Annotated in this window: 18 protein-coding genes and 2 pseudogenes; 8 read left to right on the forward strand and 12 right to left on the reverse strand. The window is 72.2% G+C overall.

The annotated features are described in order from the left end of the window. Positions 1 to 52 precede the first annotated feature (52 nt). The gene (locus ACFC02_RS22800) at positions 53 to 2320 is read right to left on the reverse strand and encodes an MMPL family transporter (protein ID WP_376360199.1); all 2268 of its coding nucleotides are present in this window, start codon (positions 2318 to 2320) and stop codon (positions 53 to 55) included. 288 nt (positions 2321 to 2608) lie between these two features. On the opposite strand from ACFC02_RS22800, the gene ACFC02_RS22805 reads away from it, so the two are divergent. Then, a complete protein-coding gene (locus ACFC02_RS22805) occupies positions 2609 to 2869 on the forward strand; it encodes a helix-turn-helix domain-containing protein (protein WP_376360259.1) in 261 nt (86 codons plus the stop codon). A gap of 11 nt (positions 2870 to 2880) precedes the next feature. On the opposite strand, the gene ACFC02_RS22810 is transcribed toward ACFC02_RS22805, so the two are convergent. The 3 genes from ACFC02_RS22810 to ACFC02_RS22820 form a co-directional block, all read right to left on the reverse strand. Beyond that, a complete protein-coding gene (locus ACFC02_RS22810) occupies positions 2881 to 4230 on the reverse strand; it encodes an alpha/beta hydrolase (protein WP_376360202.1) in 1350 nt (449 codons plus the stop codon). A gap of 188 nt (positions 4231 to 4418) precedes the next feature. Next, entirely contained in the window at positions 4419 to 4769 is a 351-nt protein-coding gene (locus ACFC02_RS22815; protein ID WP_376360205.1) for a hypothetical protein, read from the reverse strand. Further along, positions 4766 to 5452 carry an RNA polymerase sigma factor gene (locus ACFC02_RS22820; protein ID WP_376360208.1) on the reverse strand — a complete coding sequence of 229 codons (687 nt, stop codon included), beginning with the start codon at positions 5450 to 5452 and terminating at the stop codon, positions 4766 to 4768. Before ACFC02_RS22820 ends, ACFC02_RS22815 begins: the two co-directional genes overlap by 4 nt. 726 nt (positions 5453 to 6178) lie before the next feature. Between ACFC02_RS22820 and ACFC02_RS22825 the strand changes: the two genes are divergently transcribed. Next, on the forward strand, positions 6179 to 7363 hold the full coding sequence (locus ACFC02_RS22825; protein WP_376360211.1) for a Cmx/CmrA family chloramphenicol efflux MFS transporter: 1185 nt from the start codon (positions 6179 to 6181) through the stop codon (positions 7361 to 7363). Between the two features lie 112 nt (positions 7364 to 7475). On the opposite strand, the gene ACFC02_RS22830 is transcribed toward ACFC02_RS22825, so the two are convergent. Then, positions 7476 to 7919 carry a DNA-binding protein gene (locus tag ACFC02_RS22830; RefSeq protein WP_376360214.1) on the reverse strand — a complete coding sequence of 148 codons (444 nt, stop codon included), beginning with the start codon at positions 7917 to 7919 and terminating at the stop codon, positions 7476 to 7478. Positions 7920 to 8303: 384 nt separating this feature from the next. Here ACFC02_RS22830 and ACFC02_RS22835 point away from each other — a divergent pair, with 384 nt between their 5' ends. Beyond that, positions 8304 to 9314, forward strand: a complete 1011-nt coding sequence (locus ACFC02_RS22835) for a metallophosphoesterase family protein (RefSeq protein ID WP_376360217.1) — start codon at positions 8304 to 8306, stop codon at positions 9312 to 9314. 129 nt (positions 9315 to 9443) lie between these two features. On the opposite strand, the gene ACFC02_RS22840 is transcribed toward ACFC02_RS22835, so the two are convergent. The 7 genes and pseudogenes from ACFC02_RS22840 to ACFC02_RS22870 all read right to left on the reverse strand — a co-directional run bounded on the left by ACFC02_RS22840 (position 9444) and on the right by ACFC02_RS22870 (position 19390). Next, entirely contained in the window at positions 9444 to 10253 is an 810-nt protein-coding gene (locus ACFC02_RS22840) for a hypothetical protein (protein WP_376360220.1), read from the reverse strand. A 261-nt stretch (positions 10254 to 10514) separates the two neighbouring features. Beyond that, on the reverse strand, positions 10515 to 10718 hold the full coding sequence (locus tag ACFC02_RS22845; RefSeq protein ID WP_376360223.1) for a hypothetical protein: 204 nt from the start codon (positions 10716 to 10718) through the stop codon (positions 10515 to 10517). 621 nt (positions 10719 to 11339) lie between these two features. Next, positions 11340 to 11633, reverse strand: a complete 294-nt coding sequence (locus ACFC02_RS22850; RefSeq protein ID WP_376360226.1) for an SCO0607 family lipoprotein — start codon at positions 11631 to 11633, stop codon at positions 11340 to 11342. A 299-nt stretch (positions 11634 to 11932) separates the two neighbouring features. Next, positions 11933 to 15034: pseudogene (locus ACFC02_RS22855) on the reverse strand (alpha-amylase family glycosyl hydrolase); the annotation flags it as partial. A 175-nt stretch (positions 15035 to 15209) separates the two neighbouring features. Next, positions 15210 to 16931 carry a carbohydrate-binding module family 20 domain-containing protein gene (locus ACFC02_RS22860; RefSeq protein ID WP_376360229.1) on the reverse strand — a complete coding sequence of 574 codons (1722 nt, stop codon included), beginning with the start codon at positions 16929 to 16931 and terminating at the stop codon, positions 15210 to 15212. Between the two features lie 417 nt (positions 16932 to 17348). Continuing rightward, positions 17349 to 18326, reverse strand: coding sequence for a dTDP-glucose 4,6-dehydratase (gene rfbB / locus ACFC02_RS22865; protein ID WP_376360232.1), 978 nt, complete (start codon positions 18324 to 18326; stop codon positions 17349 to 17351). Further along, positions 18323 to 19390, reverse strand: coding sequence for a glucose-1-phosphate thymidylyltransferase (locus ACFC02_RS22870; protein WP_376360235.1), 1068 nt, complete (start codon positions 19388 to 19390; stop codon positions 18323 to 18325). Before ACFC02_RS22870 ends, rfbB begins: the two co-directional genes overlap by 4 nt. A 272-nt stretch (positions 19391 to 19662) precedes the next feature. On the opposite strand from ACFC02_RS22870, the gene ACFC02_RS22875 reads away from it, so the two are divergent. From ACFC02_RS22875 to ACFC02_RS22895, 5 genes and pseudogenes are all read left to right on the forward strand, one after another. Next, positions 19663 to 20955 (forward strand): aspartate aminotransferase family protein, encoded by a 1293-nt coding sequence (locus ACFC02_RS22875; RefSeq protein ID WP_376360238.1) that lies wholly within the window; start codon positions 19663 to 19665, stop codon positions 20953 to 20955. After that, positions 20952 to 22025 carry an ATP-binding cassette domain-containing protein gene (locus tag ACFC02_RS22880; protein WP_376360241.1) on the forward strand — a complete coding sequence of 358 codons (1074 nt, stop codon included), beginning with the start codon at positions 20952 to 20954 and terminating at the stop codon, positions 22023 to 22025. The genes ACFC02_RS22875 and ACFC02_RS22880 overlap by 4 nt, the downstream gene beginning before the upstream one ends. Continuing rightward, a complete protein-coding gene (locus ACFC02_RS22885) occupies positions 22022 to 22903 on the forward strand; it encodes an ABC transporter permease (protein ID WP_376360244.1) in 882 nt (293 codons plus the stop codon). The genes ACFC02_RS22880 and ACFC02_RS22885 overlap by 4 nt, the downstream gene beginning before the upstream one ends. Continuing rightward, a complete protein-coding gene (locus ACFC02_RS22890; protein ID WP_376360247.1) occupies positions 22900 to 23703 on the forward strand; it encodes an ABC transporter permease in 804 nt (267 codons plus the stop codon). Before ACFC02_RS22885 ends, ACFC02_RS22890 begins: the two co-directional genes overlap by 4 nt. A gap of 594 nt (positions 23704 to 24297) precedes the next feature. Beyond that, positions 24298 to 24663, forward strand: a pseudogene (locus ACFC02_RS22895) (hypothetical protein); the annotation flags it as partial.

A 24663-nucleotide genomic window follows, 5' to 3' on the forward strand; every position in this document is an offset into this window, starting at 1 on the left:
CGGACTTCGCGGTGCGCGGTCATGCGCTTCGCGGTGCGCGGTCAGCCGCGGGTCAGCCGCGGCGGCCCGGCGAGTCCTCCGCGGGCCGCTCCTGACCGAAACCAGAACCGGAACCGGAACCGGAACCGGAGTTCAGACCGGAGTCCGTGCCCGACCCGGAAGCGACCGAACCAGCGGCAGCGGCCGACCCGGAGGCGACCGCCCCGGAATCGGTTCCGGTCGCCGTCTCCCTCGCCCGGTCCCCGTGGCCCGGCCACCACGCCGCGTGGCCGATCAGCGCGGTGAGGCTCGGAGTGAAGAACATCGCCATGACGAAGGCGGCGACCACGATGCCGAAGGAGACCGCGAAACCCATCTCCGTGAGCAGCGAGTTGCCGGCGAGCATCATGGTGGCGAAGGTCGCCGCCAGGATGAAGCCCGCCGCCGCCACGGTCGGCCCGGCGTGCCGCACCGCCATGCCGGCCGCCTCACGCGGTTCCCGGCCCTCGCGGGCCTCCTCGCGGAGCCGCGCGATCATGAGGATGTTGTAGTCGGTCCCGATGGCGACCACGAAGAGGTACATGATCACCGGGAGCATGAACATCAGTCCCGGCTTCCCCTGGCCGTCCTGGAAGATCCAGACGGTGGCCCCGAGGGTGGCACCGAAGCCGAGCCCCACCGAGGCCATCAGGTACCAGGGAGCGACCAGGCTGCGCAGCAGCAGGCCGAGGATGACCATGATCAGGACGGCGGCGACGGGGAAGACCGTCCGGTAGTCGTGGTTCACCGCCGTGTTGATGTCCTTGAAGATCGAGGACATGCCGCCGACGACCGCCTCGGTGCCGTCCGGGGCGTCGGAGTGCGCGACGTCGCGCACCTCGCCCACGGCGTCGAGGGCCTGCTCCGTGGAGGCCTCGTACTTGAGGGTGACGGTGAAGTCCGCGGTGGCGCCGTCCTTGCTGACCTGGCTCAGACGGGCGTCGGCGACGCCGTCCACCGCTGCGAGCTTCTTCGCGTAGGCGCCGAAGGCGGCCTTGTCCAGCGCCTTGCCCGCGGTGCTGGAGAGGTAGACGTCGGTGGGGGCGGCGGCGCCCGCCGAGTACGCCTTCTGCATGTCGTCCTGGACGACCATGGACTCCTTGGTCTTGGGCATGGAGCCCGAGGCCAGGTCGAAGGTGGCCTTGAAGCCGAGGGTGCCGAGGGAGAGCGCGACGAGGACGAGGCCCGAGACGGCGGCGGTCAGGGCCGGCCGGCGCCGGACGCCGCGGCCGAGCGCCGCGAAGCGGGCGTTGTCCGGCTCGTGCTGCCACGACTTGGACGGCCAGAAGACCTTCGGGCCGATGAGCGAGACCACCGCCGGTATCAGGGTCAGACCCGCGATCAGGGTGACGCCGACCGCGATGGCCAGCGCCGGGCCCATCTGCTTGAGGAAGCCCAGGGTGGACAGCGCCAGGGCGAGGAAGGCGATGATGACCGCCCCGGCGGCCGAGGCGATGGCCTCGCCGACCCGGTCCACCGCGTTGATCATGGCCTGTTTGGGTTCGTCGCCTGCGCGCAGGCGTTCTCGGTAGCGGAACATCAGGAACAGGAAGTAGTCCGTGCCCACGCCGAAGAGCACGACGATCAGGATCGACGAGATCGAGCTGTTGGCCTGGAGGCCGAACAGCTTGGTGGCGTAGGCGATCAGACCGTTGGCGATGGCGGAGACCAGACCGATCAGGACCAGGGGCAGTACGGCCAGGATCGGCGCCCGGAAGATGATCAGCAATGTCACCAGGATGATCGCGAAGGTGCCGATGCCGATCAACGCCTGACCGCGTTTGGAGGAGTCCTCCTGGTCGAGCGCCTGTGCGGCCGAACCACCCAGCTTGGCGTCCAGGTGTGTACCCTTGGCCAGTTCCTTGACGTCCGCCCGCAGCACCTTCGCCGCGTCGCTCTGTTCGGGCTGGCCGGCCTTCTTGCTGTCCATCTGGACCAGCGTCATGGCGTACTTGCCGTCCTTGGACGGCGGGCCGGGGACGACCTTCTGTACCTGGTCGATGTGCTTCTTGCCCAGTTCGGAGGTGATCCGGGCGACGTCCTGCTTGTCGTCGGCGGTCAGCGCGCCGCCGTCGGTACGCCGGTACAGCGCGATGGCGGACGGGGTGAAGGCGCTGGGGAACGCCTTCTCCTGGAGGTCCGCCGCTTTGATGGACTCGTAACTCTTGGGCAGGAAACTGCTCTCGTCACTGTTAGAGGGCAGGCTCGGGGCGGTGGCGACGATGGCCACCGCCGCTATCAGCCACGCCACGATCGTCCAGACAGGATGTCGGACGACCATGTTCCCAATGCGTCGGAACATGCGGGAGGTCCTCCTGGGTAGGAAGATCACCGCAGCCCGGGGAGCGGACCCTGGCATCGGCGACCCCGGCCGGTGCCCATACCGTCGCGCACCGGCCGAACTGTTGTCTTGACCCCGATCGTAGTGACCGACCGTCAAGCCCGGTCCACCAGGCCCAGCTCGGACAACTCCGTACATGGAACGGATGATTCGGGAACGATCCGGATCGATTCGGAAACGGCCCCCCGGGGCGACCCCGAAGCGACTCGGATGCGACTTGGAAGCAACCCGGCAGCAACCCGGAAGCAACTGAGAAGCACCTCGGTTGCGGCCGACGCAGTGGACCGCGAGTTCGCCGCCGCGGTCGGCATCACGCCCGCCAACATCGCCGTCCTGAAGAACGGCCGCGCGAAGGCCGTACGGTTCACGACGCTCGACGCGATCTGCCGCACCCTCGGCTGCCAGCCCGGCGACGTACTGCGCTGGGTGCCCGACGAGGGTGACCAGGGCGAGCAGCGTGCCGAAGGCGCCGAGAGTGCGGAGGGTGCCGAGGGTGCGGACGGTGGCTGAGCCGTTCGGTCTCAGTCTCCGGCGTCGTAGGCCGAGGTGACGACGTCGGCCGGCTCACCGGAGAACGGCCGTGTGCCGGTGAGGTAGGGCTGCCGGTCGGTCCGGCCCCGCAGGAAGCGCTCGAAGAAGGCCGTCACCCGGTCCGCGGTGATCAGCCGCTGCTCACGTTCCGTCAGGCGCGACTGGTCCCGCTGGTCCTGCGGGCCCTGGCCCTCGTACTGGGACCGGCAGGTGCCCGGCCGGACCCCGGGCACGGCGTCGTCCCGGGACGCCACCTGACCGCTGCTCGGAGACCACTGCCGGTTGTAGAAGTCGTGGTTGCCGCCGGTGAGCGTGTACTTGTAGATGGGCGCCCGGTTGGCGGCGCGGTTCTGCTCGAAGAACGAACCGGTGTTGACCTGGTCGCAGGTGCCCCACATGACGGCGAAGGGCGTGCTGGTGACGGGATCGTTGTCCCAGGTGGCGGTGGGAGCGAGGGCGAAGGCGGCCTTGATGCCGACGCCGGCCGGCCACTGGGCGCGGGAGGAGTCGGCGATCTCCTGCATGACTCCGCCGCCTCCCATGGAGTGGCCGAGCAGGCCTACGTCGCCCAGGTCGACCCGGCCGCGGAAGTCGGCCTTCACCGGAGCTCCGGTACGTCCGTCGGTGAGCGCGCCGCGCAACGGTCCGTCGCCCGAGCGGGCCAGCCGCTGCCACATCCGCAGATGTTCGTCGATGAGCGCGGCGCGGGCCCGGTAGACGGTGTCGGCCTGTCCGCCGGCGGTGGCGTTGATGCCGTTCGCGCCGACCGAGACGACCACGAAGCCCCGCCCGGCCAGGGCGCGCGCCAGGTAGTCGTACCCGCTGCTGCTGGGGATCTGGGCAGTGCCCGGGGCGCAGGGCCACGCCCACAGCCGGGCCGACGCCCGTTCGACGATCGCCTGCTGACGGGCCGCCTCGGCCTCGTCGCCCGCCTTCTCCGCACGGTCGCGGGCCGCCTCGGCGACGGCGCGCTCGGTCTCGGCGGCGGCGTCGGCACAGGTCTCCCAGGAGCCGTGCTGCATGAGAACCAGGGGGTGCCGGCCCGTGCCCAGGCGTGCCGGGTAGTAGACGTCGGCCGCGAGTTCGGAGCGGCCCTCGTAACCGAGCGCGGCCGGGGGCGTGAAGGCCTGGTCGCCGAGGTCGTAGCGGGCGTGGGCGACGGCGGTGGCGGGTACGTCGGCGAGGCGGGCCGGGGGCGGCGCGGAGGCGTTGGTCGCCGGTGCGGCGGTGGCGGGTGCGGTGAGGGCGCAGACGGAGAGGACTGACAGGGCGGACAGGGCGAGGGCGCAGATCGGCGCCGTCGGCCGGGCGCGCCCGGCGCGCCGGGTGGGATTCTTCATCGATTCCTCGGTTTCCTGGGTTCTTGGGTTCTTGGGTTCTTGGGTTCTTGGGTTCTTGGGTTCTTGGGCTCTTGGGCTCTTGGGCTCTTGGGCTCTTGGGCTCTTGGGCTCTTGGGCTCTTGGTTCTGGGTTCTGGGTTCTGGGGTTCTTGGGTTCTGGGTTCTGGGGTTCTTGGGTTCGTTGCTTGATCAACGGGGGCTCTGGACCGCCGCGCGCGGGGAGAGGGGCACTGCGGAGAGCGCCGGGGCCGGAGTCGGCGGGCCGGTCACGGAGGGGCTCGTCGCGGGCATCCTGGCGGGTGGGGCGGGGGCGTCCTGGTGGCGGCTGTCCAGCCAGAGCACGACGCCCGCCACGACCGCCGCGAGGGCGAGCAGGGCCGGGGCCCCGCGGCGGATCCGCCGCCACGCGGCAGCCGGCGCGGCGGGCGGGGCGGCGGGAGGCGCCGAGGGCCGCAGCCGGTCGGGCCCGACGAGCCGGGCGCGGGCGTCCAGGGCAGCCCGCAGGCGCTCCTCGACATGGTCGTGCCGGGCGGTGGTCATCGGGGGCCCTCCAGCTTCCTGCTCAGCGCGTCCAGGGCGCGACTGGCGGTGGACTTGACCGCTCCCCGGGACAGGCCCAGGGTCTCGGCGATCTGCGCCTCGCTGAGATGGGACCAGTAGCGCAGCACCAGGACCTCACGCTGACGCCGGGTCAGCCCGGAGAGGGCGCGCAGCACCTCGCGGTGCTCCTCGCGGAGCAGGACGTACTCCTCCGGCGGCGGGGCGGGACGCTCCCGTTGGAGGACGGCACGGCGGACGGTCCTGCGCCGTCTGAGCACGGAGCGGGCGGCGTTGACCACGCTCGTGCGCAGGTACGCCTCCGGGTCGTCCAGCCGTTCCAGAGTGTGCCCGTGACGGCGCAGCAGTGCCGTGAACGCGTCCTGCACCACGTCCTCGGCGGTGGGCAGGTCGTCGACCAGCAGGACTGCCAGGCGCACCAGCGCGAGTCGGCGGTGGTGGTACAGCCGGTGGATGTCGACTGCCTGGTCAGGGTCGCGTCGGGGGGCGCCGGGGGTGTGAGGGGTGTTGGTGCTGTGGTTGTCGGCGGCGGGGGCGGAGAAGGGAGCGGGGGTGGCCGCGTACCGCTCGGGCGCGCGCCGGAACAACCGGCCACAGGCACGCAGGAGTGCGCCCGCGGGCGGGAACGGCGGCAGCCCGGGGAAACCCGCGGGTCCGGGTCCCATGAAGCCCATACCCACCGAGGCCCCCGCTGTCCCCGCTGTCCCCGCTGTCCCCGCTGTCCCCGCGAAGTGTGCGGTCCCGGCCGTCCTCATGCCTGTCCCCGCCGGTCCGTGCCGCCCGCCGTGGCGCAGTGTGCGGGGGACGGCGCGAACGCAGTGGTGGGCGCGGGGGCGTACGCGGGCCCGCGCGGTGCGGCATGGCGTGCGGACATGACGATCCTTCACTGGGGGACAGGGCCGAGAGGGCCGGGTGGTCCGGGCCTCCATGGGCTTCAGACGTGCGGCGGGGGCCGAGGTTGCGGGCGGGTCGGCGCGAACCTCCGGGCCAGCCGGTGAGGTGGGTCACATGGGAGTCCGGTCGGCGGCCCCGCGCTCGGGGGCGGAAAACCGGCGTGCGGCGGCGGACACCGATCGGCTAACGTGCGGACCATGTCGAGCCCTGAGTCAGCCGAGGTGGGGGCTTTCGGTCACGCCGTCAGCCCCCTGCACCCCTGAACCACCGGTCCACCGGCCCACCGGCCCCCGCCAGGGCCAGAGCACCGGACCGCCGAAGGCCGGACCACTGGAGTCCGGACCGCCGAAGGCCGGTTCGCTGGCGGCCGGTTCGCCGAAGGCCGATTCGCCGGAGCGCCGGGCCCCCTGGAGCGCCGGAAGGGTGTGCCCTCCGCGGGCTGACCGCGGTGACGAGACGACGTCCTCTCGTTCCTCTCCTCACCTCGGGGTCACTCGATGCCTCTCGCTCTCTACCTGCTCGCCATGGCTGTCTTCGCCATGGGCACCTCCGAATTCATGCTCGCCGGGCTCCTGCCGGACATCGCCTCCGACCTCGATGTGCCGGTCGGCACGGCCGGCGCGCTCACCTCGGCCTTCGCGGTCGGCATGGTCGTGGGCGCCCCGCTCATGGCCGTCCTCGCCCGGAACCGCTCGGGACGGGCCGGGCTGCTCATGTTCGTCCTCGTGTTCTCGGCGGCCCATGCCGTGGGTGCCACGACGACGAGTTTTCCGGTGCTTTGCGCCACCCGGGTCGTCGCGGCGTTCGCGAACGCCGGGTTCCTCGCCGTGGCGGTGACGACGGCGGGCACGCTGGTCGGGCCCGGCCGGAAGGGGCGGGCGCTGGCCGTGCTGCTGTCCGGTACGACGGTGGCCACGGTCGCCGGGGTCCCCGGGGGTTCGGTGCTGGGCACGTTGCTCGGCTGGCGGGCCACTTTCTGGGCTGTCGCCGCCCTCTGCCTGCCCGCCGCCCTCGGCATCCTCAAGGGGCTGCCGGCGCGCCCGGCGGGGCCGCACGCGGGAGGCGGGAGGCCTGAACTCTCCTCGGAGTTGGCCCAGTTGCGCAGTCCGCGTCTGCTCCTGGTGCTGCTGCTCGCCGCGGTGGTGAACGCCGCGACGTTCGCGGGCTTCACCTTCCTCGCCCCCGTCGTGACCGGTACGGCCGGGCTGGGCGCGCTGTGGGTCCCCGTGGTGCTGGTGCTCTTCGGGGCGGGCTCGTTCGTGGGGGTCACCGTCGCCGGGCGGCTGTCCGACCGGCGGCCCGGTGCCGTCGTGGCGGTCGGCGGGCCGGCCCTGGCCGTCGGCTGGCCGGTCCTCGCCGTGTCGGCGGGCGAGCCGGTCGCTCTCCTCGTCCTCGTGTTCCTGCTGGGCGCGCTGTCGTTCGCGCTGGGCGGCACGCTGATCACACGGGCCCTCTACGAGGCTCCCCAGGCTCCGACGATGGCCGGCGCGTACGCGACGGCGGCCCTGAACGTCGGCGCCCCCGCCGGACCACTCATCGCCGCGGGCACCCTCGGTACGGCGGCCGGGGACCTCGGTCCGCTGTGGACGAGCGGGGCGCTTGTGGTGGCGGCCCTTCCGGCCGCCTGCGCGTATCCCTTCCGGAGGCCGAACACGCCTGCCCACCCGGAAGGGACGCACTGACCGCGACCGAACCCGGGACCGAACCACCCGGACCGGGACCGGGGCCGGGACCAGTACCGCGACCCGGACAAGGGCCGGGACCAGGCCAGGGCCGGGGCCCGGACCGGGACCGCTACTCGGCGTCCGTCGCGGTACGGCTGACCAGTCGCTCGTAGCGCTGCCTGGCCGCCTGCGGGGTGGCCAGGCCGAGGCCGAAGGCGATCTCCGGCCAGGTCATACCGCGCCCCCGGGCCATCCCGAGGAGCCCGGCCTCCAGTTCGTCCATCTCGGCGCGGGCGAGCGGTACGAGGGTCAGCGCGGCGGTGATGTCCGCTCGGTCGACCTCGGGCTCCCCGCTCTCGGGCAACGCCGCGCCGCTGAGCAGGAACGACACGATCCTGACCGCCTCGTGCGGGCCGGGCATCCGGGGATGAGCCTGCCGGCGGCGCTGCTGGTCCGTGGCGGCATGGCGTTCGGCGATGCGGAACAGGGAGGCGTACACACGTTGGGTCCTCGCCTCCTGCGCGCTCGGGGGCGTGAAGGCGTCGTCGGCGGGCTGCTGCGGGGTTGACGGCATGCGATCATCGTGGGAGACAAACACTTTGTTGTCAATGTTTCGTTGTCATGCCGATGCCGACCGAAGGGAAGCAGCATGGACATGGATCCCTACGGGACCGCACGCTCCGGGACCGACCGTGCCGCGTTCGCGGGACGGCTGCGCGTGGCGCCGGAACGACCCGCCTGGCCCGGTCCGCCGCCCGCCACGATCCCGCCCTGTCAGACCTGGCCACCCGGGTCGCCGCCTTGGCGGCCCGACAACTCGGCGAGGGCACCGGGAGCAGCCCGTCCGGTGGCGCAGACGGTGAGCGCCGGGCGGGCGGTGCCGAAGTCGCCCGGCGTTCATCCCGTGGCCTCGTTGGTCGCATATGAGTAACGGGTCCAGACCAGAAAGGACCCCTCCATGGAACGCAGATCCCTCATCGCCGCGACGGCCGGTGCCGTCGCGCTCGGTACGCTCGCCGAGGCCCCCGCCGAAGCCGCACCGAGGCGCGGCGGTGCGCCGCTGACCACCTTCGACGTCATCAGTGACATCCAGGGCGACCTCGGTGACCTGGCCGTCGCGCTGAAGGACATGCGCGCCACCAACCCGCACAGCTCCGGCCTGGCCGTAGCCGGGGACATCACCCCGCGCGGTTACGACGCCGAATACGCCGAGGTGCGCGAGGTGTTCGCGCGCAATCCGCATCCACGCGAGATCGCCTGGGCCATCGGCAACCACGAGTTCTACGTTCCGAAGTGGGCCGATCCCGACACGCTGGCCCAGGCCACCTGGCCCAACGGCACCACCGAGGACTCCCTGTTCCGCAGCTTCTACCGGTTCGCCGAACGCGGCCGGGTCTACGCGGAGACGACGTTCGGCGGCATACCGGTCCTCACGATCGGCACCGAGCGCTACATGCACTACCACGACCCGAAGCTGTGGGACGAAGTGTGGCTGAGCGAGGCGCAGTTCCGGTGGCTGGAGGAGCGCCTCGCCTACTGGGCACGCCGGCGCAGGCCCGTCATGGTGATCACACACCACCCGCTGCCCGACACCGTTTCCGGCACCCGCAACAAGCTCTACATGAGCGACTACCTCCAGTCCGACCGGCTGCTCGGCCTCCTCGGCCGCCACCGCGACGTGTTCCTCTTCTCCGGACACACGCACTGGGACCTCGGCCTGTCCGACTGGTACGTGCGCCGCGTGGTGCCCGGGACGGCCAACCTCGACGGCTTCGCGGTCATCAACACCGGTGCCGTGCAGACCGGTTTCACCGACAACGGGCAGGGCGGCGAGAACGCCGTCGACGGCGCGTTCAACCAGGGCCTCCAGGTCGAGGTGTACCGCGACCGAGTGGTGGTCAAGGCGCGCGACTTCGCCTCCGGCGCCTGGCTGAAGCAGGTCACCGTGCCGCTCGCCACCCGGATCTGACCGCGCCGGCCCGCGAGTTCGCGGGCCGGCCCCCGTCCTCGTCCCGTGTCTCGCGCTCAACTCACGGGCCCGGTCCCTTCGCTCCCTCCGGGTGGGCGAAGCGTGCAGCGGACACAGGCCGAACGGTCGTCAGACGCACTTCCCCTGGAGCCAGGTCGTGAGGTCCTTGGTCCACGAGGTGGCGACGGGCACCGAGGCCGTGGTCGAGCCCAGCCGTGTCCAGGCCGCCTGCCACGAGGCGTAGTTGCCGGAGGCCGCGGGCGGCGGCTCCTCCCAGCCGATCCCGTCGATCCAGCTGGGGTGCCCGGTGAGCGTGGCCGAGAGGCCGGCCGCTTCGATGCGCTTGTCGAGTTCGGGCTTCAGCTCGGTGTCGTGCGTGTAGATCATGATCTTCTGCGAGGCGATGCGCTCCGACATGGGTGCGATCACCTCGGCCCACGCCCGCTCACGGATGGCCGAGTCGCTGTTGAGCAGCGACTGCTTGGCCTCGCCCTTGAGTTCCACCAGAGGTGTCAGGTTCTTGGACTTGGCGCTGTCGAGCCATTCCCGGAAGGTGTAGACGGTCTCCCCGGTGTACGGTCCGCGAGTGATCGTCCGGCCCTTGAGCTGGTCGGCTCCGGTGGCCCACCACAGCTCCGTGATGGCCTTGCGGGTGCCCGTCAGGCCGTTGGTCGTGGTGTTGTGCCACATGACGCCCTTGGTACCGTCCCGGGTGAGCTGGAGGTCGGCCTCCACGCCGCCCGCTCCCCAGCTCTTCTGCTGGGCCAGGCCCTTGGGGTTGTTCGGCTGCCGCACCTGGTCGCGGTCCCAGGGGTTGGCTCCCGTGGGGTAGCCGCCGTGCCCGAAGACCGTCGGGCAGAGCGGGAGCGCGGTCGTGGCCGCTCCCGCGGGTGAGGCCTGTGCGGTGCAGAGCAGCAGGACGGCCGAAGCGGCGGCCACCCCCCAGGTCCGCGGTCCCGGTATGTTCCACGATCTCGGCATCGTTCCACCTCGTGTCGTTCCCGGCGCGCGCGAGCACGCCTGTGGCGGTGTCCCCGGCCGCGGTCGGCGGCCGAGCCGCGCCTCCGGGCCGCGAATCGCACGGCGGTTCGAACCCAGGGCGTCGCCGCAGCATACGAGAACGCGGACAAGTCGCCTACTCCTTTGGCGCTCTGAGGGGGCGACGGACCATGCGGGGCGGTGCGGGTCGGTAGGCCTCCGTCACCGCACGCGGACCACCTCCAGGCTGCTCGGCCCCCCGTCCGCGCCCCGCAGCGTGATGTCGAACAGCAGCCGTCCCTCTCCTGGCCGGAGCGTCACCTCATGGCCCGGTTCGACCACCTGTTGCGGGCCCTGCTCGCGGACGCCCTGCCCGCGGCCCGCGATGTACGTGACGTATACGCGGGACCTGCCCGAGTTGCGCACCGTCACCATCGTCGTCCGGGCGCACCGCCCGCCGCCCCCGCCCCCGCCCCCGGCGGAGCAGACGTAGCGCAGTCGCCGAACCCGTACGTACCGCAGGACAGTTCCATGGCCCGCGGGAGCGAGGAACGGCACTCGCGGCCGACGGCCACCCGGTCGGCACCGGCCGACGGCTCGCCGGGCCGCCCGAGGAACCAGCATCCCGCGACCACCAGTCCGGCCACGGCGGGCCAGGTGCACGCGGCGGGCCACACGACTCCCCGGCGCGCAGACCTCATCAGCGGGCAGCCTCCACTCTTCCGCATCCGCCGGGTGGTGTGCGCTGAGCGAACGGCGCGGACATGTACCGTCCCCCGTGCGAGAAACCTGCGTCAGTCTACGCATGCCGCCGGAACTGCCCGTATTCGCGGCACGCACACCTGTCGGCCCGCCCGTGAACACCTTTCGACGTGCCCGGGAATACATTTCGACCCGGTACTCGGATACTTCCCGACCCGCCTCGAAATACCTGTCACCTTGCCCGGAAATACCTGACCCGAATGCCCTGGCCTGCCGGGTCTGCCGCCCCCTCCCGGTTACCGCCCCCTCCCGGTTACCGCCCCACCCGGCAACTGCCCGTCCCCGCTACTGCCCGTCCCTGGCCTCGCTGATGTGGCCGTTCTTGTCGATCACGTGGGTGTTCCAGTACTCGTCCCACTTGTCACCGACCGTCTTGGGCACCTTGCCCTCGGGATAGCGGACGTAGCCCTTCGGCGGCTCCTTCCCCTTCGCAGTGCAGGCGCTGCCGGTGCTGCCCACCGCCTGGACCGGGTACTCGCCGCCGCCGCAGACCGCGTCCTCCATCGAGCACGCCGTGAGCGTGGCGAAGGCCATGGCCCCGACCGCGGCCAGTGCCGCTCCCCGTCGGATGTTCCGCATGTCTGGTGTCTCCTCTGGGACCGGGCGAACCGCAGGACTCCACCACAGCGTCGCCGAGAGTCCTGCCCGGCGCATGGGCGCGGGTACTCAAGCGGGTCTGAGTACCCGCGCAGGCAACCCGGGCGGGCCGCACGACCTCCGCGTCCTACGCCGGATGCCCGCCCGCGTGACCGGACCGACGCCGCAAACGGACGTCACCGCCGCCCGGGTGGCCCCGGCCGCGGACGACCCGACCGGGGCCCGCGCGCCCTGCCCGGGCGAGCGGAACCGGCGGGAGTGTGAGCGGGTCAGGGGCTGCGGCGGACGGTGGTGGCGGCGAGCAGGGCGCCGTCGTCGGCCCGCTGAGTGGCGATGACCTGAGCGCTCGCCCGTGCGTCGGCGACCCGGTCGCGGTCGCGCGGGTCGACGGTGAAGGCCTGCTGGCCCGCGTACTGCGGGTGGGCGGCCCATTGCGCCCCGGTCAGGGCGGCGGGGACCAGGCGCAGCCAGTGGCCCTCGTCGGACAGTGCGCCGTCCTGGACGGTGATGCCGCCCTGCGGGGCGTACACGAGCTGCCGGCTGGCGACGCCCGTGCCGGTGCCCTTCCACACGACGGTGGTGTCGTCGAGCCAGGTCGCGGCGGAGGCGCTGAGGTCCAGGCCGAACGCGCCGGCGAGGGAGGGAGCCAGGTAGGCCGGGTCGCCGGCCACCCGCCACACCTCGTGCCCGTACAGGGAGAAGTCGAGGGCCTCGTCGACGGGGACGTCCTTCTCCTCCTTCTTGTGCAGGATGTAGCTGAGCGAGTCCGCGTGGGCGGTCAGCGGGATTTCGAAGACGAGGCCGAAGGAGTCCTGGCCGACCGGCCGGATGGGATCGTTCCACTCCGGCGGGTGCGCGGCGCCCGTCCAGGCGTGCAGGCCCCAGCCGGTGTAGTCGCCGTCCGCGCGACGGTAGTGGATGACCGCCTTCGCCCGGTCCTGCGGCGGGTAGGCGCCGGTGGGCCGGGTCTGCTCCACGGCGGCGCTGCCCTGCGCGGTCCAGACCTCGGCCGCGGCGGCGAAGTCCAGCGTCCGCTCGGGTCCGTCGGCGGTGCCGTCCTTCGCCACGGTGAAGCCGATCCGCGTGGCCCCCGCGGCGGGTTCGAACCAGGCGAAGGCGCCGTAGGCGTCGCGGCCGGTGAACTGCGCGGTGCGGCCGTCTGCCGTGCGCAGCCCGAGGCCGGTGTAGTCGCCGTCGGCGCGGTGGTAGTGGACGACGGCGCGGTGGCGGGCCGCCGTCGGTCGCCCGGCCGGCGGGGCCGCGCCCGCGGTGGTCGCGGCGACGGCGCTCGCGGTGCGTCCGGCGCGGTCGACGACGACCGCCTTGTAACGCAGGGGGGTCCCGGCGGGTACGTCGGCCGGGATGTGCTGGGTGATCGTGTAGGAGGCGTGGTCGGCGGTGCCCAGGGTGTGCCACGCGCCGCTGCCGGTGCGGGCGGCGAACACGACGCGGTCGAGTTCGCCGCCGCCCGTGTCCGCGGTGATCTCCACGGTGCCGGTGGCCCCGGCGGCCGGGGCGCGGAGTGTGACGGCGGGCCGGGCCGCCGGTGCGGGCAGCCGCTTCACCGCCTCGAACACGACGGAGGACCAGGCCGGTACGGTCACGGTGACCTTGCCGTCGGCGCCGCCGCGCACGGTGCCCGAGGTGCCGTACAGCGCCCGGAACGCCGTGTTCGCGGTGCCGGTCGGGACGTCGACGGTCCGCGCCTGTGCGGCGTTGTTGAACGCGACGAGGTAGGGGCGCTGTTCGTTGGCGCCGGTGCGGGTGAAGGCGTACACGGAGCCCTGGGCGTACCGCTCGCTCTGGACGCCGTCGCGCAGGGCGGGGTGGCGCCGGGTCAGTTCGGAGAGGGCGGCGATGGCCCGGTAGAGGGGGTGGGTGGTGTCGTAGGCGTCCGAGGCGGCGGTGCGGTCGGTGCCGATCTCGTCGTCGTCGAGGTAGTCGGGGACGCGGGAGGCGAACATCGTCTGGCGGGCGTCGACGTCCCCGCCCGCGCCGGTGAAGCCCTGTTCGTCGCCGGAGTAGATCACCGGGTTGCCGCGGGAGAGGAACATCAGCTCGTGGGCGAGGCGGTCACGGCGCAGCAGTTCCGCGTCGCCGGCGCCGGGGTTGTCCTGGGCGAGGAAGGTGCCGATGCGTCCCATGTCGTGGCTGCCGAGGAAGGTGACCTCGCGGTGGGCGTCGGTCTTGTCGGTGCCGTAGCGGTAGTCCTGGGCGAAGACGTGGGCGAGGTCGTCGGCGGGGCCGCCGCGGGAGGCGAAGTTGCGGGCGGCGGCCTGGAAGGGGAAGTCGAGGGTGGAGTCGAGCCGGCCCTGGGTGACGTAGGGGGCGGTGACGGCGGGGTCGGCGGAGAAGGCCTCGGCGAACAGGAAGAAGTGCCTGCGTCCGTGCTGTGCGGCGTACCGGTCGAGCGTGGTGGCCCACTGGGTCCAGAAGTCCATGTCGACGTTCTTGGCGGTGTCGACCCTGAAGCCGTCCACGCGGAAGTCCCTGACCCACTTATCGTAGATCTTCTCCATGCCCCGGACGACCTCGGGGCGTTCGGTCCACAGGTCGTCCATGCCCTGGAAGTCGCCGTAGAGGGCGCTCTCCCCGGCGAAGGTGGAGTTGCCCCGGTTGTGGTACATCGCCGGGTCGTTCAGCCAGGCGGGGACCTTGCGGTCGCGTGGGTCGGTGGAGGGGCGGGGGGTGTAGGGGGCGCCGGCCGCGTCCGTCGGCCGCATCCCCCGGGTGTCGTCGAAGGGGCGGCCGGTGGTGTCGAGGTAGGGGTAGGCGCCCTTGCTGCGGTAGCCGTACTGCTGTTCGGCGTAGTCGATGGTGTCGGCGGTGTGGTTGGTGATGACGTCGAAGAAGACCTTCATGCCCTTGCGGTGGGCCTTGTCGATGAGTTCGGTGAGGTCGGCCTCGGTGCCGAAGTGCGGGTCGACGCTGCTGAAGTCGGTGATGGCGTAGCCGTGGTAGTTCGCGGTGGCGTGGCCGTCGCGTACGGTGACGGGTTTGTTGCGGAAGACCGGTGCCAGCCAGATGGCGGTGGTGCCCAGGCCCTTGATGTAGTCGAGGTGGTCGATGACGCCGCGCAGGTCACCGCCCTGGAAGAAGTCCTTGTCGGTGGGGTCGTAGCCGGTGGTCAGGCGGTCGCCGGTGAGGCCGCCGCGGTCGTTGGCCGGGGAGCCGTTCGCGAACCGGTCGGGCAGCAGGAGGTAGAACTGCTCTCTGCTCGGTGCCGGGCGGGAGGCCTGCGCGGCGAGCTTGGCGTCCGAGGGCGCGGGTACGGCCGAGTGCGCCGGTGCGGGTACGGCCGTGCGGGCGGGCTCGGGCGGGTCCGCGGCAGAGGCGCGCGGTGCCAGGGGTGGCAGCAGCGCGGCGGCCAGGGCGACGGCCAGGGCGGTTGCGTTACGACGGGCGGTGCCGACCACGTGAGGTCTCTCCTCGGGTTCTCGGTGCGGGCACACGGGCCGGGCCCCCGTCGGGGGGCACCGGCCCGTGCCGGGACCTGTGGGCGGCTCGTGCGGTACGGCGGTCAGCCGCCCGGGTGGGCGGCCGCGCGCTGTACGGCGGTCAGCCGCGCCAGGTGTCGTTCAGGGTGAGCAGGCCGGTGGTGCCGGTGGTGGCGGTGCGGTTGGCGCCGCTCTCCCAGGTGACGTTGCCGCTCGCGTCCTTGCGGAGGTACTTGTACTGGAAGGACGTTCCGGCGGGCAGGGAGACGTCGAGCTTCCACACGGGGTAGCTCGACGCATCCAGCTTCAGTGCGTTCGCGGTGTTCCAGCCGCCGAGCGCGGAGTTGTCGCCGGTGACGTAGATGTTCTCGCCCCACTGGGTGGTGGCGCTGACGTGGAAGGATGCGCCGGTGGCGGTGTTCCCGCCGCCGTCGCCGCTGCCCCCGCTGCCGCCGTTGGAGCCGCCGCAGGTCTTGGCGCCCACGTGCAGGGCGAGCGCGGTGTCGGCGCCGAGGGTGGCGGTGAACTGCCCGGAGGAGTTCACGGTGACACCCTTGCCGCTCTGCACGTCGCAGTAGTCACCGGCCGGCAGGGAGGTCTGGAAGGTGCGGGTCAGCGCGGAGCCCTCGTGGTTGATGGCGACGTACGCCTTGTCGCCGCGGCCGAAGGCGATCTGGTTGCCCCCGTTGTCCCACCAGTTCGTCACCGCGGTTCCGGCGGCCGTGTTGCGGAAGCCGACCATGCTCGCGATCTCGCGCCAGGCGTGCTCGCACTTCCACCCGTCGGTGTAACAGGCGTTGACCTGGCCGTTGTTCGGGCCGCCCGCGTCCTTGTCGCTAAACTCGTAGCCGGAGTGCACGTCGGGCGAGCCGTAGGGCCAGGCCAGCATGAAGACGTGCGCGAGGGTGTAGTTGGCGCCGTCCTTGTAGGTGAGGGTGCCGCCGTTGCGTTCGGTGTCGTGGTTGGTGACGAACACGGAGGCCTTGTCGGAGCGGACCAGGCCCCAGGCCTCACCGAAGTTCTTCAGCTCGGAGAGTTTCTCGTTGTTGAAGACCCGCTTGAGGTCGTAGGCGTAGTTGAACTCCTGGACGTCGCCGGTGCCGTAGTACTCGGGCGGCTGGACCGCCTCGCCGGCCGCGCCGATCGTCTCCTGCTTCCAGTAGACGCCGGAATTGCTCAGCCGGGACTTGATGTTGGCGAGGTCGTCCTCGGGGATGTGCTTGGCGGCGTCGATCCGGAAGCCGTCGACGCCGAGGGAGAGCAGGTCGTTCATGTACCCGGCGATGGTCTTGCGGACGTACTCCTCGCCGGTGTCCAGGTCGGGCAGGCCGCCCATCTCACAGTGCTGGACGTTCCAGCGGTCCGCGTAGTTGGTCACGGGCGAGGTGCAGTCGTCCATGTCGGCGGGTGAGTACGTGCCCGGATAGTTGTACTTGGTGAAGGACGACCCGGCGGTGCCGGTGCCGGAGGCGTTCGCCATGTGGTTGATCACGGTGTCGGCGACGACCTTGACGCCGGCGGCGTGGCAGGTGTCGACCATGCTCTTGAACGCGGCGCGGTCGCCGAGCTTGGTGCCGATCTTGTAGCTGACCGGCTGGTACGCCGTCCACCAGGAACTGCCCTGGATGTGCTCGTTCGGCGGGGAGACCTGAACGTATCCGTATCCGTCGGGGCCCAGCTCGTCCGTGCAGGCCTTGGCGACGGAGGCGAAGTTCCACTCGAACATCACCGCGGTGACGTCCTTCCCGCCCGGCGCTGCGGCCTGCGCGGGGGTGGGTGCCGTGACGGCCACAGCGGCTCCCGCCAGGGCGGCGAGTGCAGCGGCCACGGTCTTTCTGGCCATGGTTTCTCCAGTTCGTGAGTGGGGTGATACCGGAGCAGCAGCCTCGAGTGGCAACGCGCCGTGCCGGAGAAGGCCGTGTGGTCTCTTGCCGCTGATGTTTTTTGCTGCAAGAGATTGCGGCCGAGAACGTACGGCGCCGCATTACCGCGGGTCAACCCCTCCCACGGAAAAGACCGTTCATCAGGCAATCGACGCCCGTAGAACACCGCAAGGTCTTTCGCAAAAATTTCAACGATGCTACGTTCGTCGAACTCCGGCCCCCGGCCGGGGGGTTGGGCCGCCGGTCAGCCAGCGGGCCGCCCCTACGCGCCCGGCCGGTCGGCCGGAGTACCCCCGCCCCGCACCCCGCACCCCCATCCCCCGGAACCTCCCCGTTTCCCCCGGAACCCCTCTCCCCCTGTTCTCCGCCGCTCCCGCTCAGTGCGATGTCAGCAAGGGCTCCCACCACGACCGGTGCGCGCGGTACCAGTCCACCGTCGCGGTCAGTGCGGGCTCGAAGCCGACGCGGGGCCGGTAGCCGAGTTCCGCGCCGATCCGGCCGTCGTCGACGGCGTACCGGCGATCGTGCCCCGGGCGGTCGGCGACGTGCGCGATGCGGTCGGGGCCCGCGCCGCACCGGTCCAGCAGGCGGTGCGCGAGTTCGAGGTTGGTCAGTGAGGTCCCGCCGCCGATGTTGTAGACGCGTCCGGGCCGGCCGCCCGTGCGCACCAGTTCCACCGCGTGGACGTGGTCGTCCACGTGCAGCCAGTCGCGCACCTGCTCGCCGTCGCCGTACACCGGCAGGTTCCCGCCGGTCAGCAGCGTCGTCACGAAACGCGGGATGACCTTCTCGGGGTGCTGGTAGGGGCCGAAGTTGTTGGTGCAGCGCGTCACCCGGACGTCGAGGCCGTGGGTGTGGTGGTGGGCGAGCGCGATGAGGTCGGCCGCGGCCTTGGAGGCGGCGTACGGCGAGCTGGGCCGCAGCGGGTCGTCCTCGCGGGCGGCGCCCTCGGGCAGGGAGCCGTAGACCTCGTCGGTGGAGATCTGTACGAAGGTGCGCACGCCGTGCCGCAGGGCCGCGTCGAGGAGGGTCTGGGTGCCGACGACGTTGGTGCGGGTGAAGCCGGAGCCGTCCTCGATCGAGCGGTCCACGTGGGACTCCGCCGCGAAGTGCACGATGTCGTCGTGCCCGGCGGCCAGCCGCCGTACCGTCGCCGCGTCGCACACGTCGCCCTCGACGAAGGTGAGCCGGCCGTCCCCCCGGACCGGTTCGAGGCGGGTGAGGCTGCCCGCGTAGGTGAGTTTGTCGAGCACGGTCACCTGGACGCCGGGCGGGCCGGCCGGGCCGAGCAGCGCGCGGACGTAGGCGGAGCCGATGAAGCCGGCTCCGCCGGTGACGAGGACACGGGATGTCATGAGTACAACTGCACCTTGCTGTGGTCGCCGATGACGAGACGGTGGGCCTGGGGAAGACGGGGCGCCGCGGCCACGACGGCCTCGCGGCCGATGAGTGACTGCTCGATCCGGGTGGCGCCCTCCACACACGCGCCCCGCAGGAGCACGGAGTAGCCGATCGCGCTGTCCTCGACGCGGCAGCCCTCGGCGATGGCCGTGTAGGGGCCGACGCTGGAGTTGCTGACGACGGCTCCCGCCCCGATCACCACGGGACCGACGATACGCGACCCCCTGACGACGGCGCCCTCGGCGACACGGACCCGGCCCACCAGCACGCTGTGCGGGTCGACCTTGCCGTCGACGCGCCCCTCGATCCGGTCCAGGACGTGCCGGTTGGCCTCCAGCATGTCGTCGACGCTGCCGGTGTCGCGCCAGGGCCGGGTCGTCGTCTCGGCGCGCACGGGCAGGCCCCGGTCGATCATCCACTGCACCGCGTGGGTGATCTCCAGTTCGCCGCGGCCGGAGGGCGCGATGGCGCGCACCGCCTCGTGCACGGCGGGAGTGAAGGCGTAGACGCCGATGAGCGCGAGGTCGCTGGCGGGGTGCTCGGGTTTCTCCTCCAGGCGCCGTACGAGCCCGGCGGCGTCGACCTCGGCGACGCCGAAGGCGCTGGGGTCGGACACCGGGGTGAGCAGCAGCCGTGCGGCGTCGGGGCCGGCCTCGGCGCGGCGGACGAAGCCGGTGACGCCGTCCTCCAGGTAGTTGTCGCCGAGGTACAGCAGGAAGTCGTCCGCGCCGAGGAAGTCCCGGGCGAGCAGCACCGCGTGCGCGAGGCCGAGCGGTTCGCGCTGGTGCAGGTAGGTCACGTGCACGCCGAACGCGGCCCCGTCGCCCAGGGCCTGGCGGATGTCGTCGGCATGGCCGCCGACCACGACACCCACCTCCTCGATGCCCGCCTCGGCGATGGCCTGGAGGGCGTAGACGAGGACCGGTTTGTTGGCAATGGGGAGGAGCTGCTTGGCGCGCGCGTGGGTGAAGGGCCGCAGTCTGCTGCCGGTACCGCCCGCCAAGACCAGGGCTTTCACACCGGCCACCGGTATCGCGCAGGGGGCTGGGTCTGTGGTCTCACGGATCTCTCCTCGAACGCGGGTCGCGGTGTCACCGGTTGAGCTGTTCCCGACTCAAGCAGAGGGGGGCGGAACTGCGCAAGGCGCTTCTGAAATTTTCAGCAAGTCCTTGCAGACGGTGGTTCTTTGGTGTTTGACTCGCCCCCGGCATCGCCCGACGGCGCGGCCGGCATCGCCCGACGGCGCGGAACGCAGCGAGCGGTTCGCACACATGAGGTGGGGGGCAGCAAGTGACAGGTCGGCACCAGCTCGAACGGCTGGAGCGGGAGGCCGGGCATCTGGCCCCGGGCGCCTCGGAGGAGGCGGCCGTGGGGCGCCGGGTGTTCGCCGAGGGGCACGGCCCGGTCCTCACCGATCTCGACGGCAACCAGTACCTGGATTTCGCGGCGGGCACCCTGACCCAGTCACTGGGCCACGGGCACCCCGAGGTCGTCCGGGCGCTCACCGAGCAGGCGGGCCGGCTGTGGAACGTGCACGACTCGGCGACACCCGAGCGGGCCGCGCTGCTCGACCTGCTGGCTCGGCTGCTGCCCGAGCGCCTGAACACGTATGCGCTGTTCTCCACCGGCGCCGAGGTCGTGGAGGCCGCGCTGCGCGTGGTGCAGGCGACCGCGCCGCCCGGCCGCAACCGGATCGGCGCGCTGCGCGGCGGCTTCCACGGCAAGACCATGGGCGCGCGGATGCTCGTGCACTGGGACGTCGGCAACCAGGCGTTCGCCGGGAACTCCGTGCTCGGGTACTCGGCCTACTGCTACCGCTGCCCGCTGGAACTGACCTACCCCTCGTGCGGGGTGCGGTGCGCCTCACTGGTGCGCCGGCACATCGCCGAGAAACCCAACGTCTCCGCGCTGGTCTTCGAACCGGTGCTCGGCGCCGCCGGCGTCATCGTGCCGCCCCCGGGCTACTGGGAGCAGATCGCGGAGGCGTGCCGCTCCCACGGTGTGCTGCTCGTCGCCGACGAGGTGCTGACCGGTGGCGGCCGGACCGGAACGTTCCTGGCCAGCGAGCAGTTCGGTGTCGAACCCGACCTGGTGACCCTGTCCAAGGGCATGGCCAGCGGCTTCCCGTTCGCCGTACTGGCCGGGCGCTCGGAGCTGCTGCGTGATCCGGCGGCGGCAGGCTCGGGGGCGTACGCCTCGACCTACGCGGGCAACCCACTGGGCATCGCCGCCGCCCGGGCCACCCTGGAGGTCGTCGAACGCGACCGGCTGATCGAGCGGGTACGAGTCCTCGGGGACCGGCTGCGCGAGCGGCTGGCGGCGCTGCACGCACGGTTCGACAACCTCGGTGACGTGCGCGGCATCGGGCTGCTGTACGGCCTGGAGTTCGTCACCGACCGGGCGAGCCGCACCCCCGCGCCCGACCTGGCCCGCGCCGTGTACGCGACCGCCCTCGACCTGGGTCTGCGGGTCGCCCTCGGCGGGCACATCCTGCGCCTGGCACCGCCGTTCAACCTCGACGAGCCACTGCTCGACGAGGGCGTGGGACTGCTCGAACAGGCCATGGAGCGGGTGCTGTCGTGATCGTCGCGGAGAACCTCGTCAAGGAGTTCCGGCTCGCCGAACGCAGGTCCGGCCTGGCCGGCAGCCTGTCCACGCTGCTGACCCGCAGACACCGCGTCGTCCGCGCGGTCGACGACGTGTCCTTCACCATCCCGGCCGGATCCAAGACGGCGTACATCGGCGCCAACGGGGCCGGCAAGTCCACCACGATCAAGATGCTCACAGGCATCATGACGCCCACCAGCGGGCGCTGCCTGGTCGGCGGCATCGAGCCCTACCGGCACCGGCAGCTCAACGCCCGCGGCATCGGCGTCGTCTTCGGGCAGCGCAGCCAGCTGTGGTGGGACCTGTCCGTGCCGGACTCCTTCCGCATCCTGCGCAGGATCTACGACATCCCCGACGCGGTGTACCGCCGCAACCTCGCCCTGTACCGGGAACTCCTGGACATCGACGCCCTCGGCACCACGCCCGTGCGCCAGCTGAGCCTGGGGCAGCGGATGCGTGCGGAGATCGCGGCGAGCCTGCTGCACGACCCGGCGGTGGTGTTCTGGGACGAGCCGACCATCGGCCTGGACATGGTCCTCAAGGACGCGGTGCGGCTCCTGGTCAACCGCGTCCACCGGGAGCTGGGCACCACGGTCGTCCTGACCAGCCACGACATCACCGACATCGCCGCGATCTGCGACAGCGCGCTGGTCGTGGACCGCGGGCGTGTGGTGCACCAGGGCAGCATCCGGGACCTGCTGCGCGGCGCCGACCGGCGGTCGGTCCTGTTCGACCACCGGGGCGGCCCCGCTCCGGCGGCGGCCTGCGCGGACATCGAGCGGGGGCTGCCGGGCGTGACGGCCGCGCCCGCCGGCGACGGCCGGATCCGCGTGGACTACCCGGTGGACCGCTTCACCTCGCGGCAGGTACTGGGCTTCCTCCTGGACCGGTTCGACCTGGCGGACTGCTACGCGCCCGAACCGGACCTGGAGGACGTGCTCCGCAAGATCTACGGGGGCGGGCGGCGGGCGGCGGACGCCTCGGGGGCGGGGGCGGCCGACGTTTCGGGGGCGGTCGCGGCCGACGTCCCGGGGGCAGGCTCATGAGCGGCTCCGCACCCGGGCAGGAGGTCCGCCGCCCCGGCCCGCCGGGCTCGGTGGGTCCGCTGGGCGCGCTGGGGCGTGTCCGCCCCTACCTCTCCTTCGCCACCGGCGGCCTCCAGTCCCTGCTCCAGTACCGCTCGACGTTCGTCATGACCGGGCTCACCGCGGCGGCCGGCGCCGCCGTCACCGTCTTCCTGTGGCGGGCGGTGTACGCGGACGCCCCGCCCGGCGGCGGTCCGGGCGGCTTCACCGCCGAGGGCATCACCACCTACCTGCTGATGGCGCAGGTGCTCCAGGTGCTGCACGCCAACCGGGTGGACGACGAGGTCGCCGCCGAGGTGTACCGCGGCGACGTCGCGGTCATGCTGGTGCGGCCGGTCAGCTACCCGGTGGTGCGGTTCTTCGCCTGCCTGCCGGTGGTCGCGGCCAACGCCGTGCTGGTCGGGGTGCCCGTGCTCGTCCTGTTCGCCCTGGTCGTGCCGCTGACCGTGCCGCGGCCGGTGGACGTGCTCCTGTTCCTGGTGTCCGCCGCGCTGTCGGTCCTCCTCGCCTTCTTCGTGAACCTGCTGACCGGGATGACCGGCTTCCTCACCACCAACACCTGGGGGGTGCGGATGGTGAAGCAGAGCGTGGTGGCCTTCTTCGCCGGCCAGCTGGTGCCGATCGCGCTCATGCCGCACCCGCTCGCGGCGCTCGCCTCCGCGCTGCCCTTCCGGGGCATGGTCGACGGCCCGCTGACCCTGCTGCTCGGCCGCTACGACGGCTGGGCGGGCGCGGCCGACGTCCTCGCCCGGCAACTGGGCTGGGTGGCCGCCCTGACCCTGCTCACCACCGCCTTGTGGCGGGCCTCGCTGAGCCGGCTGGAGGTGCTCGGCGGATGACGACCCGGACGGTATGGCGCCATGTGCGCCTCGCGTTCTTCCTCGGCGGTGTCGGACTGCACCGGCTGACCGCGTACCGGATGGACTTCGCCCTCGGGGCGGGTGCCTTCCTGGTGCGGGTCGGGCTCCAGACGGCGGTGGTGGGCCTGGTCTTCCGCCAGGTCCCGGCGGTCGGCGGCTGGACCTACCACGAGGTGCTGTTCCTGCTCGGCTTCTCGCTGCTGCCGCGCGGCCTGGACCACCTCTTCACCGACCAGCTGTGGGAGCTGGGCCGCAAGCTCGTGCAGCGCGGCGAGTTCTACCGCTACCTGATCCGCCCGGTCAACCCGCTGTTCTCCCTGCTGTCGGAACGCTTCTTCCACCCGGACGGCCTGGGCGAACTGATCGTCGGCGCCGCACTGGTGGGCTGGACGGGCAGCGAACTGGGCCTGCACCTGACGCCGTTGCAGTGGGCGGTGGCGCCGCTGCTCGTGCTGTGCGGGGCGCTCATCCACACCGCCGTGAAGCTGCTCTTCGCCTCGCTGTCCTTCTGGACCGTGACCAGTCTGCCGTCGATGTACGCGGCGAGCCAGGTGTCGGAGTTCGCGGCCTACCCGCTGGACATCTACCACTCCTCGCTGCGCGCCCTGCTGACCTGGGTGCTGCCCTTCGCCTTCACCTCCTACGTGCCGTGCGTCTACCTCCTGACCGGCGCCACGGGGCTGGTGGTGTGGCTTCCCGTGGTGAGCGCCGCAGCGCTGGCCGTCGCCCTGACCGTCTGGCGGCGCGGTGTCAACGCCTACGAAATGACCGGGAGTTGAGTCAGTTGAGCATGAACGTGCCGAGCGACGAACAGCTCGGTCGGCTGCTGCGGGAGGCACCCTGGATGTCCCGGGACGCCCGCGCCGCCGACCGCTACGAGCGGATCGACCACGTGGTGCTGGGCCCGCGGGAGGTGCTGCTCGTGGTGGCCGCCGTGGGCGGTGAGGCAGCCGGGCAGCGGTTCTTCGTCCCGGTGTGGACCGGGGGACCGACCGGCGGGGACGAGGGCAGGGACGGAGACGGGGACAGGGTCGGAGACGGGGACAGGGTCGGAGACGGGGGCGGGGTCGGAGACGGGGGCGGGGACGAGGGCGCCACCGCCGGGCTCGCGGCCGTCCGCCGGATGCTGGCCGGGGCACCGCTGCGCACCGCGCGCGGCGGGGTCCTGGAGTTCCGGCGGGCGCCGGGCGCCCCGGCCGGCGAGGTGCGGCGGCTGCCGTTCGAGCAGGACTGGTCCTCCAACGCCCTGTCGCTCGTGGCGATCGGCGGCGTCCCGCACATCCACAAGACCTACCGGCGCCTGGACGAGACCGTCCGCGAACCCGAGCTGCTGCGGCGGCTGAGCGGCACCGGCCGCACACCCGAGTGGGCCGGTGACTACACGTACACCGATCCGGTACGCGGCACCCGGCACCCGGCACCCGCTGGGCGTCGTCTACCGCCACGCGCCGGGCCGGGGCATCGACGTACCGCTGCGGGAGAACCTGTGGCCGCGGCTGGCCGCCGGGTCCGCGCCGGAACCGCTCGTGCGCGCCCACCTGCGCCCGCTGGAGCGGAACCTGCGCGCCGCCGGGAGCTTCCTGCGCGCCTTCCACCGGGACCTGTCCGTGCTCCTGGGCGCTCCCGCCACCGGCTATCCGGTGGGCGAGGCGCTGGAGCACGCCTCGGTGCGGCTGGCCGCGCTGACGCGGGCCGCCGCCGGGCCGGCCGGCCCCGCGGGCGCCCTCGCACCGCTGCCG

This window comes from Streptomyces sp. NPDC056160, assembly GCF_042268205.1.
Classification (GTDB): domain Bacteria; phylum Actinomycetota; class Actinomycetes; order Streptomycetales; family Streptomycetaceae; genus Streptomyces.

Excerpts from the sequence above, each read along its gene's own strand:
- ACFC02_RS22820 (WP_376360208.1), bottom strand. The coding sequence starts at position 5,452 with ATGGGACCCGGACCCGCGGGTTTCCCCGGGCTGCCGCCGTTCCCGCCC.
- ACFC02_RS22810 (WP_376360202.1), bottom strand. The coding sequence starts at position 4,230 with ATGAAGAATCCCACCCGGCGCGCCGGGCGCGCCCGGCCGACGGCGCCG.
- ACFC02_RS22825 (WP_376360211.1), top strand. The coding sequence starts at position 6,179 with ATGCCTCTCGCTCTCTACCTGCTCGCCATGGCTGTCTTCGCCATGGGC.
- rfbB (WP_376360232.1), bottom strand. The coding sequence starts at position 18,326 with ATGACATCCCGTGTCCTCGTCACCGGCGGAGCCGGCTTCATCGGCTCC.
- ACFC02_RS22890 (WP_376360247.1), top strand. The coding sequence starts at position 22,900 with ATGACGACCCGGACGGTATGGCGCCATGTGCGCCTCGCGTTCTTCCTC.
- ACFC02_RS22815 (WP_376360205.1), bottom strand. The coding sequence starts at position 4,769 with ATGACCACCGCCCGGCACGACCATGTCGAGGAGCGCCTGCGGGCTGCC.
- ACFC02_RS22885 (WP_376360244.1), top strand. The coding sequence starts at position 22,022 with ATGAGCGGCTCCGCACCCGGGCAGGAGGTCCGCCGCCCCGGCCCGCCG.
- ACFC02_RS22850 (WP_376360226.1), bottom strand. The coding sequence starts at position 11,633 with ATGCGGAACATCCGACGGGGAGCGGCACTGGCCGCGGTCGGGGCCATG.
- ACFC02_RS22835 (WP_376360217.1), top strand. The coding sequence starts at position 8,304 with ATGGAACGCAGATCCCTCATCGCCGCGACGGCCGGTGCCGTCGCGCTC.
- ACFC02_RS22830 (WP_376360214.1), bottom strand. The coding sequence starts at position 7,919 with ATGCCGTCAACCCCGCAGCAGCCCGCCGACGACGCCTTCACGCCCCCG.
- ACFC02_RS22860 (WP_376360229.1), bottom strand. The coding sequence starts at position 16,931 with ATGGCCAGAAAGACCGTGGCCGCTGCACTCGCCGCCCTGGCGGGAGCC.
- ACFC02_RS22800 (WP_376360199.1), bottom strand. The coding sequence starts at position 2,320 with ATGTTCCGACGCATTGGGAACATGGTCGTCCGACATCCTGTCTGGACG.